The organism is uncultured Microbacterium sp. (genome assembly GCF_963524805.1).
In the GTDB taxonomy this organism is placed as follows: Bacteria; Actinomycetota; Actinomycetes; order Actinomycetales; family Microbacteriaceae; genus Microbacterium.
Map to the genome: position 1 here is coordinate 627,803 of NZ_CAURGG010000001.1, position 12,682 is coordinate 640,484.

The following is a 12,682-nucleotide window of genomic DNA, read 5'->3' on the forward strand; positions in this document are numbered from 1 at the left end:
CCATGAAGAAGATCATCTACACCGTCCTCGCTACGATCAGCGGCCTCGTGCTCATCTTCAGCTACCGCACGTCGCTGGACGCGGTGCCGCCCATCGCGACGACCGATCCTGCGGCATCCACCGGCACCGCGGCTGTGCCGTCGACGAGCGACGACGAGTCGTCGGAATCCTCCGGCGATGACGAATCCGCCGAGGGGTCCGCGGGCAGCTCCGCCGGCTCCGGCTCGTCGGGCACGACCGCCACGACGGCATCGGGCATGACGGACGGCACGTATACCGGCGGGGCGGCGAACACGCGCTACGGTCCCGTCCAGGTGCAGATCACCGTGTCCGGCGGCGCCATCGCCGGCGTGCAGGTTCTCGACTACCCGAACAGCGACCGCCGCGACCAGCAGATCAATCAGCGTGCACTGCCGATCCTGGTCTCCGAGACGACCCAGACGCAGAGCTCCCAGATCGACATGGTCTCGGGCGCGACCTACACGAGCCAGGGCTACATCTCCTCGCTGCAGAGTGCGATCGACCAGGCGAACGCGTGATGAGCGCGCGGTCGGGTCTGCACCGCTCGGTGCGGGTCCAGGAGATCATGGGGATGCCGATCAGCATCCACGTCCTGAGCGAGACCGGCAGCCTGGGCACCGCGACCGCTCAGGCGATCGAGGACTGCTTCGCCGAACTCCGGGAGGTGGACCGCGTCTTCTCGACCTATCGCGGGGATTCCGACATCCGGCGCATCGCCCTCGGAAAGCGGGACGTCGCCGAGGCCCACCCCTGGGTGGCGGACGTGGAGGCGGCGTGCCGGGCTGCCGCCGTGGAGACCGGCGGGCTCTTCTCGGCGACCTGGCAGGGCTGGTTCGACCCGACCGGCTACGTGAAAGGCTGGGCGGTCGAGAGCGCCGCCCGCCGGCACCTCGCACCCCTGCTCATCGACGTCTCGGCGGTGGGAATCAACGCCGGCGGCGACATGCAGCTGTTCACGGCGCCCGGCGCCGACTGGTGCTGGTCGGTGGGGATCGCCGACCCTCAGAAGGCAGGGCGGATCATCGCGACGCTCGACGTGCGCAACGGCGCAGTGGCGACCTCGGGGACGGCAGAGCGGGGGGCTCACATCATCGACCCGCGCACCGGCGAGGCCGCGCGAGGGGTCCTCAGCGCCTCGGTCGTGGACGACAGCCTCGCGCGCGCGGACCTCTGGGCCACCGCGGCCGTCGTCGCCGGATTCGAGGACCGGTCGTGGGTGCAGCACGCCGGTACGCGCACCGGCATCCTCGTCGCGGACGACGGCCGGGTCACCCGCTGGCTGGAGGGCACCGGCGTGGATGTCGTGCCGGCCGGCGTCCTGATCTGAGCTCAGCCCGCGAGGGGCAGGCGCAGGACGAAGGTCGTACCGGCATCCGAGGTGCTCTCGACCGCGACGCTGCCGCCCGCGCGCACCGCCACATCGCGCACGAGCGAGAGCCCGAGTCCGAAGCTGCGCCGCCGCCCGCTCTCGGCCGAGCGGGCGAAGCGCTCGAAGACGGCGTCGGGGGCGATCCCTCGGATACCGCCCCCGAGGTCGGCGACGCGGATCGCGGCTGCGCCGTCCTCCACGGTCGTGGTCACGGTGACCGCCGATCCCGCCGGCGAATGCTGCACGGCGTTGTCGACCAGGGCGATCACCAGGCGCACCAGCGTGACGGGCGGCAGGGCTACGGTCGCCGGCTCTCGGGAGCTGACCACCAGGGCCACTCCTGCCTCATCGGCGAGCGGGCGCAGGGACTCGGCGGCGGAGGTGACGGCGTCGAGGACGGATGCCGGTCCCCCGGCCACCTCGCCGCCCTCGGCCGCCAGCAGCAGGTCGTTCAGCACATCGGTCATCATCGCGGCGTCGCCGCGCAGGTCGAGGATCGTCTGCGCGACCGGCTCACCGCGATCGTGCCGACGCTGCAGCAGTTGGATGCGGCTCGACAGTGTGGTCAGCGGAGTGCGCAGCTCATGCGAGGCGTCGGCGACGAAGTTGCGCTGCAGGCGGAGCGCCTCAGCGAGCGGGCGCACCGAGCGGCGTGCACCCAGCCACGCGACCAGCGCGAGCAGGAGCACGCCGAGCACGCCGAGCACCACCACCCACGGCAGGATCTTGTCGGCGTCGATCACGAAGTCATCGTCGGACCCGGCGTGCTCCGGAAGGCCCAGATGCTCAGCACGCTCCGGCCGGCGATTGAGGAGGATCACCGCAAGCAGCACGGCGACGCCGCCGGCGATGACGACCGCAGATGCGACGCCGACGTACACGCCGATCGACAGCGCGGCGCGCTGCACCCGGCGGCGGTCGTCCTGCTCGCTCACCGGCCCGCCCTCACCGCTGCGCTCATGAGGGCCTGCCCGCCCGGTAGCCGCGGGCCCTGACGGTCTCGATCATGTCGCGCGTCGACTTGCGGCGGATGTAGTGCACGTAGGTGTCGACGGAGCTGGTCGTCTCGCCGTCGCGGAACACCGAGGCGAGGATCTCCTCGCGGCTGAAGACATGCTCGGGGCTGCCGCTCAGCAGCTCGAGCAGCGCACTCTCGGTCGCCGTCAGGGCGATCCGGTACCCGGTCGGGTCGTACAGAGCCTGCGAGGCCGGTGTGAACGTCCACTCGCCGAGCGGACGTCGATCTCCGTCGGCGTGGAAAGCCCGCCGCAGAGCGCGCAGCCGAGCGAGCAGCTCGTCGTAGTCGAACGGCTTGATCAGGTAGTCGTTCGCTCCGCTGTCCAGACCCGACACGCGATCCTCGACCGAGCCGAGGGCGGTCAGCATCAGCACCGGCGTCGTGATGCGAGCCGTTCGCACGGCCCGGATGAAAGCCACTCCGTCCATGCCGGGCAGCCGTCGGTCCACGACCATGACGTCGAACCTGCCGTTCAGGGCGAGGCGCAGCCCGTCTTCGCCGGTCGCGGCGTGGGTGACTTCGTACGCGTCCGAGAGGACTTCGACCGTCATGGCGGCGATGTCCGGGTCGTCTTCGACGTAGAGCAGCGCCCCGCGCTCGCCGGGGCCGATCTGCGACACACGCGCCCCCTTCCGACCCGGCGCCGCCGCTTCGGCGCGACGCTCTGGGGAGAGCCTAGGACCGGTCCTGATGCGCCGCCTGAGACACGATCGGCTATCGCGCTCGACATTTCCGGCGCCCACCGCCGCGATGGCTGGTTGACTGGAGTGATGGCGGACGTCGCGATGTTCCCTCTCGGCTCGGTGCTCTTCCCCCACACGCCCCTGGCGCTGCGGATCTTCGAAGAGCGCTACCTGGTCATGCTCGGCCGGCTGCTCGACGACGAAGACCCGCAGTTCGGCGTGGTCCTGATCGAGCGGGGCAGCGAAGCCGGCGGCGGCGACCAGCGCTTCGACATCGGCACGATGGCGCGGATCACCAACGTCATGGCCGGAGAGCGCGACATCCACCTGATCGCCGTCGGAGGCTCGCGGGTCGAGGTGAGTCATTGGCGAGACGACGAGCCGTACCCCACGGCGACCGTGCGGGAACTGCCGACGCTCGTGTGGGATGACGCCCTGACGCCGCTGCGCAACGAGGCGGAGCGCATCGTGCGGCGGGTGCTGTCGCGCGCGGCAGAATACTCCGAAGTGCAGTGGGATCCGAACATCGAGCTGTCCGATGACCCGCTCGAATCCAGCTGGCAGCTCGCCGCCATCGCTCCCCTCGGGCAGCTCGACCAGTTGCGGCTGCTGCGCTCGACGACCGCGGGCGGTCTGCTGCGGGAGCTGATCGACCTGACTCTGGGCGCCGAGCCCGTCCTGACGGCCACCGCGGACGACGCGGCGTTCGACGAGGCGCTGGTCAATCTGCTGGAACAGGATGCCGCCGAGAACGAGCCCGGCGGCGAAGGCACCGACGACCAGGCGGAACCGGATGTCGGACCGGATGGACGGCCGCCGGCGGCCTGAGTGCTACCAGCCCATCGTTCCGGGCTCGCCCTTGAAGGGTCCCGCGATGTCGGAGGTCACCCAGCCGCCGTAGAACCCGCCGGGCTGCGGGGCGACCTCTTCGCCGTCCACCGTGCAGCGGTCCATCCTCCCGGCGTAAACGGCGACCCGGTCGGCGAGCAGGCCGTAGCCGGGCGACGGGGTGGGGTAGTTCCACGCGGCGCCCGGCGCGGTGCCCGCGCCGCCGATCACGTCGAAGTAGCGCGCGGAGCCCTTGAATTCGCAGAAGGACGACCCCCGCGCCGGGACGAGCGCGCCCTCGGCGAACGCGGACATCGGCACGTAGTAGACCGGTGGGTGACTGGTCTCGAGCACCCGCACGACGTCCGTCGTGTCGACGATCCGCTGCCCGCCGAACTCGATCGTCACGCGACGGTCGACGGCTTCGATGCGCGGAGGGCGCGGATAGTCCCAGACCGATTCCTGACCGGGAGCGACGGGATGGGGAGCGGGATGTGCCATCCCTTCACGCTACGGCCGTTCGCGCGGCCGAGGGTCGGCGTCGAGGTAGAACCAGCGGCCGCGCACCCGTGCGAAGCGACTGCGCTCGTGCAGCTCTCCCTCGGTGCCTCCGGATCGCTGCGCCCACCCGGCGCGGAACTCCACGACACCCGTCGCATCCTCCTGACCCCCGCCCGCGGCATCCACGATCTCCAGACGCGTCCAGCGGACTTCGGGATCGACGTCGATGTCGTCGGGACGCGTTCGAGGGTGCCAGGTGCGCGTCAGGTGCCCGGCGTCGCCGAGCCAGAACGCGGTGTAGCGGGAACGCATGAGACGCTCGGCCGTCGGCGCATCGGCGCCGGCGATCACCGAGCCGCAGCATCCCCCGAACGCGTCTCCGCTCCCGCACGGGCACGGCGCTGAGTCGTCCAGCCGCCGCGGGCGTCGCGAAGCGGCGCTGCCGAAGCTCATGCGGCGGCCTCGGCGCGCTCGGCGACGATCGCGCGCACAGCCGCCCGGCCCGCCCTGTTGGCTCCGACGGTGGACTGCGACGGGCCGTAGCCGATCAGGAAGAGGCGCGGCTGGTCGAGGGCGCGTCCGTCCGCAACGCGGATGCCGCCCTCCGGCGTGCGCAGGCGAAGGGGTGCCAGGTGGTCGAGCGCGGGCCGGAAACCGGTCGCCCAGAGGATCACGTCCGCCGCGACCAACGACCCGTCCGGCATGCGGACGCCGTCCTCCTCGATCGAGGTGAACATGGGATGCCGGACCAGCACGCCGCGCGCCTGCGCGTCCCGCGCCCAGGGCGTCCAGTGCATCCCCGTCACCGAGATGACGCTGCCGGGCGGCAGCCCTCGCCGCACCCGATCCTCCACCCCCGCGATCGCGGCGACGCGCGCCGGGATGTCGAACGCCTCATCCGACCAGTCCGGCTCCCGGCGCGTCACCCAGAAGGTCTCCGCCACGTGCGCGATCTCATCCAGCAGCTGGACGGCGGAGATGCCGGCGCCGACGACGACCACGCGCTGACCTGCGAACTCGTCGGCCGACACGTAGTCGGCCACGTGCAGCTGCCGCCCACCGAACCGCTCCTGCCCGGGATAGTGCGGCCAGAACGGCCGGGTCCACGTGCCGGTGGCGTTGATGACCGAGCGCGCAGCCCACCCGCCGGCATCCGTATCGACGAGCAGACGGCCGTGCGGATCATCGTCGGCGCGGCGAACCGCGGTGACGCGCACCGGGCGCCGCACCGCCAGATCGAATTCGTCCTCATAGGCACGAAAGTAGGGCGGCAGCACATCGCGGCTGGACTCCCCCGGGTCCGCGGCCGGGACCGGGTAGCCCGGCAGCTCGTGGATTCCGTTCACCGTCGCCATCCTGAGGGACGACCAGCGATGCTGCCAGGCGCCTCCGGACGCCGAGTTGGCATCGAGGACGACGAAGGTGTCGGCCTGCGCTCCGCCCCGGTCGACGGGCACAAAGCCGCGTCGCCGCAGGTGATACGCGGCCGAGAGCCCGGCCTGCCCCGCGCCGATCACGACGACGTCGACCGGTGCGTGCTCCACGTCACCATCCAACCGCGGCCGGCGGGCGGGGATTCCCCCGGAATGCGCGTTCCGGGCCGGGCTGGTAGCGTGCCGCGTACCGACGGGGGCCGCGATGGCGCGGCCGCACACGAGGAGAGCACCGTGACAGACGTGAAGAGCACACCCCCGGCAGCAACTCAGCCCCGCGAGGAGTGGACCGGTCAGGTCGGTTTCATCCTCGCGGCGATCGGCTCTGCGGTCGGGCTCGGCAACATCTGGCGCTTTCCCGGCGTCGCCTATGAGAACGGCGGGGGCGCATTCCTCATCCCCTATCTCGTCGCGCTCATCACAGCCGGCATCCCGATCCTCTTCCTCGATTACGCGATCGGCCACCGCTTCCGCGGCTCAGCGCCCACCGCGTTCCGCCGGCTGAGCGGGGGCAGGCGGTGGATGGAAGGGCTCGGCTGGTTCCAGGTGGCGATCGCGTTCGTCATCGGCCTCTACTACACCGCGGTCATCGCCTGGGCTCTGAGCTACTTCGTGTTCTCGTTCGACCTGCGCTGGGGCGATGATCCCGCCGCGTTCCTCGTCGGCGATTACCTGCAGACCGGCGATCCCGGCTTCAGTCTCGAATTCGTGCCCGGGGTGCTCATCCCTCTGGCGCTCGTCTGGCTGGCCGCGATCGTGGTGCTCGCCCTGGGCGTGGCCAGGGGCCTGCAGCGGGTCAACGTCATCTTCCTGCCGCTGCTGGTCGTCGCATTCCTGATCCTGGTGGTGCGCGCGCTGTTCCTCGACGGCGCCGCAGAAGGGCTCAATGCGCTGTTCACTCCCGATTGGGCGGCCCTGGGCGACCCGAACGTGTGGATCGCCGCGTACAGCCAGATCTTCTTCTCGCTCTCCATCGCGTTCGGGATCATGATCACGTACGCGTCGTACCGGCGGCGGCGCTCGAACCTGACCGGACCCGGCCTGGTCGTGGCGTTCGCGAACTCGTCCTTCGAGATCCTGGCGGGCATCGGCGTCTTCGCCACGCTGGGCTTCTTCGCCTTCCAGCAGGGCATCGAGGTCTCGGAGCTGGAAGGGCTGACCGGAGTCGGGCTGTCGTTCATCACCTTCCCCGCGATCGTCTCGCAGATGCCGGGCGGGGCGATCTTCGGCATGCTGTTCTTCGGGTCGCTGACGATGGCGGGTTTCACCTCGCTCATCTCGGTGCTGCAGGTCGTGTCGGCCGCGGTGCAGGAGAAGTTCGGGCTGACCCCGCGCGCTGCGGCCCTCGGGGTCGGGGTGGTCTCGGCTGTGCTGTCGGTGCTGCTGTTCTCGACGACCACCGGCCTGCTCGCGCTCGATGTCGCCGATCAGTGGGCCAACAACATCGGAATCGTCGCCTCAGCCGTGCTGGCGACCGTCCTGGTGATCTGGGTGCTGCGCCGCGGCCCGGAGCTGCGCTACCACTTGAACGCCGTCTCGACCTTCCAGGTCGGCCGCGTCTGGGTCCTGCTCGTGGGGGTGCTCGCCCCCATCGTCCTCGGCTACATGCTCATCCAGCGGATCATCGTGCTCATCGTCGAGGGATACGCCGACATGCCCGGCTGGTACCTGCTGGCGATCGGATGGGGCACGATCGCGTTCATCGTGGTGGTCGCGATCGTGCTGCCGCTGATGCGCTGGCGCCGATCGCCGGACGACTTCACCTCGTGGCCGCCCTTCCCGCCGGAGGCCTCGGCCACGGCGAGCGCGTCGGATCGATCGGAGGTGTCGTCATGACCCCGATCGCGATCGCGTTCCTGATCCTCGCGATCACCGTCGTCTGGGGCGGTCTGGTCGCGAGCACGCTCTACCTGCGCAGCCGGCCCGAGCGCACGACGTATCCGTCAGGCGACATCGATGACCACCGCGAAGACGACGCGCCGGTCATCCGCGACACCTGATGGCCCCGGTCCTGTGAACGATGCGGGCTGACGCGCTCAGTTCAGGGCGCGCGTGGTCGCCGGAATCACCCCGTCGGCGTACAGGTCGCCCGCGACGTCCTGCAGCGCCGTGAGCGCGACCCGCTGCGTCATCGGGCCGTACGAGATGCGGGCGACGCCGAGCGCCTCGTACTCCGCGGCCCGCAGCGCGCCGGGCAGCCCGATCACGCTGATCTTGCGGTGCCCGATGCCCTCCACGAGCTGCTGCGTGACTTCCGCGTTCAGGATGCCGGGAACGAAGACCAGGTCGGCGCCGGCATCGAGGTAGGCGCGGCCCCGCGTGATCGCGTCGGCGATCGACTCGGCGAGCGGGCGGTCGCCGGCGCGGACGAAGGCGTCGGTGCGCGCGTTGAGCACGAACGGCACGCCTTCCGCCTCACCCGCCGCGATCACGGCCTTCACCGCCGCGACGGACTCATCGAGCGAACGCAGGCGGTCCTCCATGTTCGCGCCGACCACTCCCGCCGCGATCGCACGCCGTGCCGTCTCACCCGGGTTTCCGAACCCGGAGTCCAGGTCCGCCGACACCGGCAGGTCGGTGGCCGAAACGATGCGGCTCACCATGTCGAGCATGAGCTCGAGAGGGATCTTCTCGCCGTCCGCGTAGCCGAATGTGGCGGCGATCGAGTGGCCCGCCGTCGCGAGCGCCCGGGTCTGCGGCAACGCCGCCACGGCTTTGGCGGATGTCACATCCCACACGTTGACGACGCGGAGGATCTCCGGTCTCGCGTGCAGTGCGGCAAGGGTCTGGGCTTTGTCCTGCTGAGTGGTCATCGTTCCACGCTAGCCTCACTTCTCCACGCGAGGGTCCGCCCGCGAGCAGGCCTACGCTCGTCGCATGAAGCTGACCGCCGGCATCCGAGCAAACCAGCGAAGTCCGATCCTGCAGGTCGCCAAGTCCGCCATCGCCACCGCTGCCGCCTGGCTGATCGCCGGTGCCCTGATCCCCGGTCCGCCGCCCGTGTTCGCCGCCATCGCGGCGCTGCTGGTCGTTCAGCCGAGCCTGAACCAGTCGCTGACCAAGGCGGTCGAGCGCAGCGTCGGTGTGATCGCCGGCGTGGTGATCGCCTCGCTCCTGGGCATCGCCTTCGGCGGCGGCACGTGGGTGATCCTGCTGGCGACCGTTGTGGCGCTTCTGGTCGCGTGGGCTCTGAAGATGACCGCCGGCACCGCGAACCAGGTCGCGATCAGCGCACTGCTCGTGCTCGCGCTGGGAACGGCGACGCCGTCCTACGCGCTGGACCGGGTGCTCGAGACGCTTATCGGAGCGGTGATCGGCATCCTGATCAATCTCGCGCTCGTCCCGCCCGTCGCGGTTGCGCCCGCTCACGATGCCGTGCTGGCGCTCGCCGACGAGGTGGCGGATTCCCTCGAGCGCCTCGCCCGCGCGCTCGAGGCGCCGCAATCACCGGGGGATCTGAACGGCCTGCTCGTCGAGGCGCGTTTGATGAAGCCCATGCGGGATGCGGCAGAGCGGGCGATCGATGTCGGCGCGGAGTCGCTGTCACTCAACCCGCGGGGCCGCCGCCATCGTGAAGAGCTGGCCGCGACCGGTGCGCTGCTGGAGCGCCTCGGGCCGATCGTGACCCAGACCGTCGGCATGACGCGCGCCTTCTGCGACCACTACGACACGACGCTCGCCGACGAGCCGACCGTGCTGGCGATCGCGGAGCAGCTGCGCAGGGCGGCTCACGACGTCCGGCTGGATGCGCGGAGGATGGATGCCGCGGCCGGCGTCGTTCCGCCGGGGTCTGACGAACCGGCGGCGCTCACCGCACCGCTCGCCGTGCGGGCCCCGTCGCGCAATCACTGGGTGCTCATCGGCTCGATGCTCGAGGACCTCCGCCGCATCCACGAGTCGCTGCGGGAGTCGGCGGCCTAGCGGACGTGCGCTACTTGCCGACCTCGACCGTGAAGGTCACGTCCTCGATGCCTCCGTCGGAGTTGGAGAGCACCACTTCGGTCCTGCCCTCGGCCAGCGCCTTGACACCGGGATTGAAGGTCGCGCCACCCTCTTCGTAGCCCTTGACGAATTCGGCGACGCCGGCATCGGCGACCTTCCCGCTGTAGCTGTCGACCGCCAGATCGCCGGTGTTGATGTTGAGCACCTGCCCGACGACGAGTTCGACGATCTCGCCCTCGAGGTCGCCGGCGGACATGGTCACCGGCGCGATCACCGGGGTGCTGCTCTGCGCGCACGCGCTCAGGCCGACCGCGAGCGAGAGCACCGCCGCGACGCCGATCAGTTTCGAGACCTTCACGCGGTCAGTATGACAGCGCCGTGCGCCGCCCGACAGCACCGCGGGGTGTGGATAAGTCCGGGGCTGCCGCGCCGATCGCGGCTACCGTGGGCGGATGGTTTTCCGGGTCGTCGCCGCCGCACTCGCCGTCGCGGTGGTGCTGGGCACGGCGACCGCGTGCCAGCCCGAGCCCGCGCCGTCGCCGTCGAGCGGTGCTTTCGCCACCGAAACCGAAGCGTTCGCTGCCGCGGAGGAGACGTACCGGGCCTACGTCGACGCGCTGAACCAGGTCGATCTGAGCGATCCGGAGACGTTCGAGGCGGTCTACGCCTGGACAACGGGTGATGCGAACGCCGAGGCGCGTAGGTCGTTCAGCGAAATGCATGCCGACAGATTGTCAGTCTCTGGCGAGAGCGTGCCAACAATTGTCCGGCCGCGAGTGTGGGGCGCTGGTGAGGACTCTGAGATACAGGTCGCTGTTTGCCTCGACGTCTCACGGGTCACTTTGACGAACGAAATCGGTGAGTCGGTCGTCAGCGAAGACCGCCCCGACGTGCAGAGCATGCTCGTCACGATGACCGATTCCAACGTTACGGACACGAGATGGATCATCAGCGAGTTTGCCGGCCGCGAAGGCGAGCCTTCATGCGCTTGAAACACCTCCTCCCTATTGCGGCCGCACTAGCCGCCGGAACGTCGATTCTGGTCGCCCAACCAGCCGCTGCAGCAGACAATTGCGATTTCACCGGGTGGCAGAGTGAGTGCTCCGTCTCGAACTCCGGCGAGCAGGTCGACATCGGAGCCAGCATCGGCAATCCAGGCCCGCCCTCGAGCGGCGAGAACTGGCAGCCCGGCGAGTTCACGCCCACCGAGCCTGCGGCGCCCGAGAACGACTGCATCATGCCCGAGCGCTGCGGCGGGTACCTCGTCATCATGCCGCCCGATGTCACGGCGGCCGACCTGGCATCCTTCCGCCCCACCCGCCCATCGCTCACCGGCGAACCGGCCGGGTTCGGGATCGTCGGAGCTCCGACCAACGTCGTGGCCGCGGCATCCGAGCAGTACCTCACGGGCCCCCTCCTCGGCTGGGACGTGACGGTGCGATTCGTGCCGGCGGGCTTCGTGTTCGACTACGGCGACGGGTCGACGGCCCGCTCCGCGACGGGCGGGGCGAGCTGGTCCTCCCTCGGCCAGGCGCAGTTCACTCCGACCGCGACGAGCCATGCCTACCGCGAGCGCGGCATGTATCCGGTCAGTGTGACCGTGCAGTACGCGGCCTCCGTCGACTTCGGATCCGGCACGTGGCGCCCCGTCACCGGATTCGTCACGGCGTCGACCGGGGGTTACGACGTCCAGGTCGTGGAGGCGCGCACCGCCCTGGTCGACAAGACGTGCCTCGAGAACCCCGGCGCCCCCGGCTGCTGACCATTCCGTCTCTCCCACGAGCGCAGGAAACCGGCCGGAGGGAGGACTTTTCGCGCCCGAGCCTCCGACCTTCGGCCGGTCTCCTCATCTCGGCAGACGCACACCGCCGTGGCAGGATGAGCCCGTGACCGACCGCCTCATGCTGCTCGACAGCGCCTCGCTGTACTTCCGCGCGTTCTACGGCGTGCCCGACACGGTGAAGGCGCCGAACGGCATGCCGGTGAACGCGGTGCGCGGCTTCCTCGACATCATCACCCGGCTGGTCACGACCTACGAGCCCACGCACCTGATCGCCTGCTGGGACGACGACTGGCGACCGCAGTGGCGCGTCGACCTCATCCCGACGTACAAGACCCACCGAGTCGCCCAGGTCACCGCCGTCGGACCCGATGTCGAAGTCGTCCCCGATCCGCTCCAGGTGCAAGTGCCGCTCATCCGGCAGACGCTCGCAGCCCTCGGCATCCCGATCGTCGGCGCCGCCGAGCACGAGGCCGACGATGTCATCGGCACTCTTGCGACCACGGCCACGATGCCGGTGGACATCGTCACCGGCGATCGCGATCTCTTCCAGCTGGTCGATGACTCGCGCGAGGTCCGCGTGATCTACACCGCCCGCGGCATGAGCAACCTCGAGATCGTCACCGACGCGACTGTCGTCGGCAAGTACGGCGTGCTTCCGACCCAGTACGCCGACTACGCCACGATGCGCGGCGACGCCTCCGACGGACTGCCCGGTGTGGCCGGCGTCGGCGAGAAGACCGCGGCCACCCTGCTCGCCGCGCACGGCGACCTGGCGGGCATCATCGCGGCCGCCGAGGCCGGCCAGGGCATGTCGGCCGGCATCCAGAGCAAGATCCTGACATCGCTCCCCTATCTCGCCGTCGCGCCCACGGTCGTCGAGGTCGTGAAGGACCTCCCCTTGGAGGACGTCGACTCGCTCCTGCGTCCCGTCAGCGCGGACGGACGACGGGATGCCGCGGCTCTGGCCGACCAGTGGGGGCTCGGCACCGCGATGACACGCATCCTCGACGCGTGGGACTCCGCCCAGGCCCGCTGAGCGGACGCCGGAAGTACTCCCCGGGGAGTACGGCACGCCTTCCCCGGGCAGACGAATCGCTCAGATTC

16 protein-coding genes are annotated in these 12,682 nt (G+C 70.2%); 9 read left to right on the plus strand and 7 right to left on the minus strand.

Annotation, left to right across the window (positions count from 1 at the left end; genetic code table 11):
• The first annotated feature begins 2 nt into the window (after positions 1 to 2).
• Together RWQ91_RS03075 and RWQ91_RS03080 are read left to right on the plus strand one after the other, a co-directional pair.
• On the plus strand, positions 3 to 539 hold the full coding sequence (locus RWQ91_RS03075) for an FMN-binding protein (protein ID WP_314502554.1): 537 nt from the start codon (positions 3 to 5) through the stop codon (positions 537 to 539).
• Positions 539 to 1,348: an FAD:protein FMN transferase gene (locus tag RWQ91_RS03080; protein ID WP_314502555.1), complete on the plus strand. Its 810-nt coding sequence runs from the start codon at positions 539 to 541 to the stop codon at positions 1,346 to 1,348. Before RWQ91_RS03075 ends, RWQ91_RS03080 begins: the two co-directional genes overlap by 1 nt.
• A gap of 2 nt (positions 1,349 to 1,350) precedes the next feature.
• Here RWQ91_RS03080 and RWQ91_RS03085 read toward each other — a convergent pair whose 3' ends face one another.
• Both RWQ91_RS03085 and RWQ91_RS03090 read right to left on the minus strand, forming a co-directional pair.
• Complete coding sequence (locus RWQ91_RS03085) at positions 1,351 to 2,325, minus strand: HAMP domain-containing sensor histidine kinase (protein ID WP_314502556.1); 975 nt, start codon at positions 2,323 to 2,325, stop codon at positions 1,351 to 1,353.
• A gap of 22 nt (positions 2,326 to 2,347) precedes the next feature.
• Positions 2,348 to 3,028: a response regulator transcription factor gene (locus RWQ91_RS03090; protein WP_314502557.1), complete on the minus strand. Its 681-nt coding sequence runs from the start codon at positions 3,026 to 3,028 to the stop codon at positions 2,348 to 2,350.
• A gap of 150 nt (positions 3,029 to 3,178) precedes the next feature.
• Between RWQ91_RS03090 and RWQ91_RS03095 the strand changes: the two genes are divergently transcribed.
• The gene (locus RWQ91_RS03095) at positions 3,179 to 3,919 is read left to right on the plus strand and encodes an LON peptidase substrate-binding domain-containing protein (RefSeq protein WP_314502558.1); all 741 of its coding nucleotides are present in this window, start codon (positions 3,179 to 3,181) and stop codon (positions 3,917 to 3,919) included.
• 3 nt (positions 3,920 to 3,922) lie between these two features.
• On the opposite strand, the gene RWQ91_RS03100 is transcribed toward RWQ91_RS03095, so the two are convergent.
• From RWQ91_RS03100 to RWQ91_RS03110, 3 genes are read right to left on the minus strand one after another with little or no spacing between them, the layout of a single operon-like run.
• Positions 3,923 to 4,420 carry a DUF427 domain-containing protein gene (locus RWQ91_RS03100; RefSeq protein ID WP_314502559.1) on the minus strand — a complete coding sequence of 166 codons (498 nt, stop codon included), beginning with the start codon at positions 4,418 to 4,420 and terminating at the stop codon, positions 3,923 to 3,925.
• A gap of 9 nt (positions 4,421 to 4,429) precedes the next feature.
• Entirely contained in the window at positions 4,430 to 4,873 is a 444-nt protein-coding gene (locus RWQ91_RS03105) for a YchJ family metal-binding protein (protein WP_314502560.1), read from the minus strand.
• A complete protein-coding gene (locus tag RWQ91_RS03110; RefSeq protein WP_314502561.1) occupies positions 4,870 to 5,964 on the minus strand; it encodes an NAD(P)-binding domain-containing protein in 1,095 nt (364 codons plus the stop codon). Before RWQ91_RS03110 ends, RWQ91_RS03105 begins: the two co-directional genes overlap by 4 nt.
• Before the next feature lie 123 nt (positions 5,965 to 6,087).
• Between RWQ91_RS03110 and RWQ91_RS03115 the strand changes: the two genes are divergently transcribed.
• Positions 6,088 to 7,689: a sodium-dependent transporter gene (locus RWQ91_RS03115; RefSeq protein WP_399545757.1), complete on the plus strand. Its 1,602-nt coding sequence runs from the start codon at positions 6,088 to 6,090 to the stop codon at positions 7,687 to 7,689.
• Positions 7,686 to 7,853 (plus strand): methionine/alanine import family NSS transporter small subunit, encoded by a 168-nt coding sequence (locus tag RWQ91_RS03120; RefSeq protein WP_314502562.1) that lies wholly within the window; start codon positions 7,686 to 7,688, stop codon positions 7,851 to 7,853. The genes RWQ91_RS03115 and RWQ91_RS03120 overlap by 4 nt, the downstream gene beginning before the upstream one ends.
• A gap of 36 nt (positions 7,854 to 7,889) precedes the next feature.
• Here RWQ91_RS03120 and RWQ91_RS03125 read toward each other — a convergent pair whose 3' ends face one another.
• Positions 7,890 to 8,666 (minus strand): isocitrate lyase/phosphoenolpyruvate mutase family protein, encoded by a 777-nt coding sequence (locus RWQ91_RS03125; protein WP_314502563.1) that lies wholly within the window; start codon positions 8,664 to 8,666, stop codon positions 7,890 to 7,892.
• Positions 8,667 to 8,730: 64 nt separating this feature from the next.
• On the opposite strand from RWQ91_RS03125, the gene RWQ91_RS03130 reads away from it, so the two are divergent.
• Positions 8,731 to 9,774, plus strand: a complete 1,044-nt coding sequence (locus RWQ91_RS03130) for an FUSC family protein (RefSeq protein WP_314502564.1) — start codon at positions 8,731 to 8,733, stop codon at positions 9,772 to 9,774.
• A 10-nt stretch (positions 9,775 to 9,784) separates the two neighbouring features.
• Here the strand turns inward: RWQ91_RS03130 and RWQ91_RS03135 are convergent, their stop codons facing one another.
• On the minus strand, positions 9,785 to 10,153 hold the full coding sequence (locus RWQ91_RS03135) for a hypothetical protein (RefSeq protein ID WP_314502565.1): 369 nt from the start codon (positions 10,151 to 10,153) through the stop codon (positions 9,785 to 9,787).
• A 94-nt stretch (positions 10,154 to 10,247) separates the two neighbouring features.
• On the opposite strand from RWQ91_RS03135, the gene RWQ91_RS03140 reads away from it, so the two are divergent.
• The 3 genes from RWQ91_RS03140 (at position 10,248) to RWQ91_RS03150 (ending at position 12,614) form a co-directional block, all read left to right on the plus strand.
• The gene (locus tag RWQ91_RS03140; protein ID WP_314502566.1) at positions 10,248 to 10,787 is read left to right on the plus strand and encodes a hypothetical protein; all 540 of its coding nucleotides are present in this window, start codon (positions 10,248 to 10,250) and stop codon (positions 10,785 to 10,787) included.
• Positions 10,778 to 11,557, plus strand: a complete 780-nt coding sequence (locus RWQ91_RS03145; RefSeq protein WP_314502567.1) for a hypothetical protein — start codon at positions 10,778 to 10,780, stop codon at positions 11,555 to 11,557. Before RWQ91_RS03140 ends, RWQ91_RS03145 begins: the two co-directional genes overlap by 10 nt.
• Positions 11,558 to 11,681: 124 nt before the next feature.
• Positions 11,682 to 12,614, plus strand: coding sequence for a 5'-3' exonuclease (locus RWQ91_RS03150; protein ID WP_314502568.1), 933 nt, complete (start codon positions 11,682 to 11,684; stop codon positions 12,612 to 12,614).
• Positions 12,615 to 12,682: the final 68 nt, after the last annotated feature.

Coding starts and splice junctions, on each gene's coding strand:
- RWQ91_RS03075 (WP_314502554.1), top strand. CDS start 3: ATGAAGAAGATCATCTACACCGTCCTCGCTACGATCAGCGGCCTCGTG.
- RWQ91_RS03080 (WP_314502555.1), top strand. CDS start 539: ATGAGCGCGCGGTCGGGTCTGCACCGCTCGGTGCGGGTCCAGGAGATC.
- RWQ91_RS03095 (WP_314502558.1), top strand. CDS start 3,179: ATGGCGGACGTCGCGATGTTCCCTCTCGGCTCGGTGCTCTTCCCCCAC.
- RWQ91_RS03100 (WP_314502559.1), bottom strand. CDS start 4,420: ATGGCACATCCCGCTCCCCATCCCGTCGCTCCCGGTCAGGAATCGGTC.
- RWQ91_RS03105 (WP_314502560.1), bottom strand. CDS start 4,873: ATGAGCTTCGGCAGCGCCGCTTCGCGACGCCCGCGGCGGCTGGACGAC.
- RWQ91_RS03120 (WP_314502562.1), top strand. CDS start 7,686: ATGACCCCGATCGCGATCGCGTTCCTGATCCTCGCGATCACCGTCGTC.
- RWQ91_RS03125 (WP_314502563.1), bottom strand. CDS start 8,666: ATGACCACTCAGCAGGACAAAGCCCAGACCCTTGCCGCACTGCACGCG.
- RWQ91_RS03130 (WP_314502564.1), top strand. CDS start 8,731: ATGAAGCTGACCGCCGGCATCCGAGCAAACCAGCGAAGTCCGATCCTG.
- RWQ91_RS03140 (WP_314502566.1), top strand. CDS start 10,248: ATGGTTTTCCGGGTCGTCGCCGCCGCACTCGCCGTCGCGGTGGTGCTG.
- RWQ91_RS03145 (WP_314502567.1), top strand. CDS start 10,778: ATGCGCTTGAAACACCTCCTCCCTATTGCGGCCGCACTAGCCGCCGGA.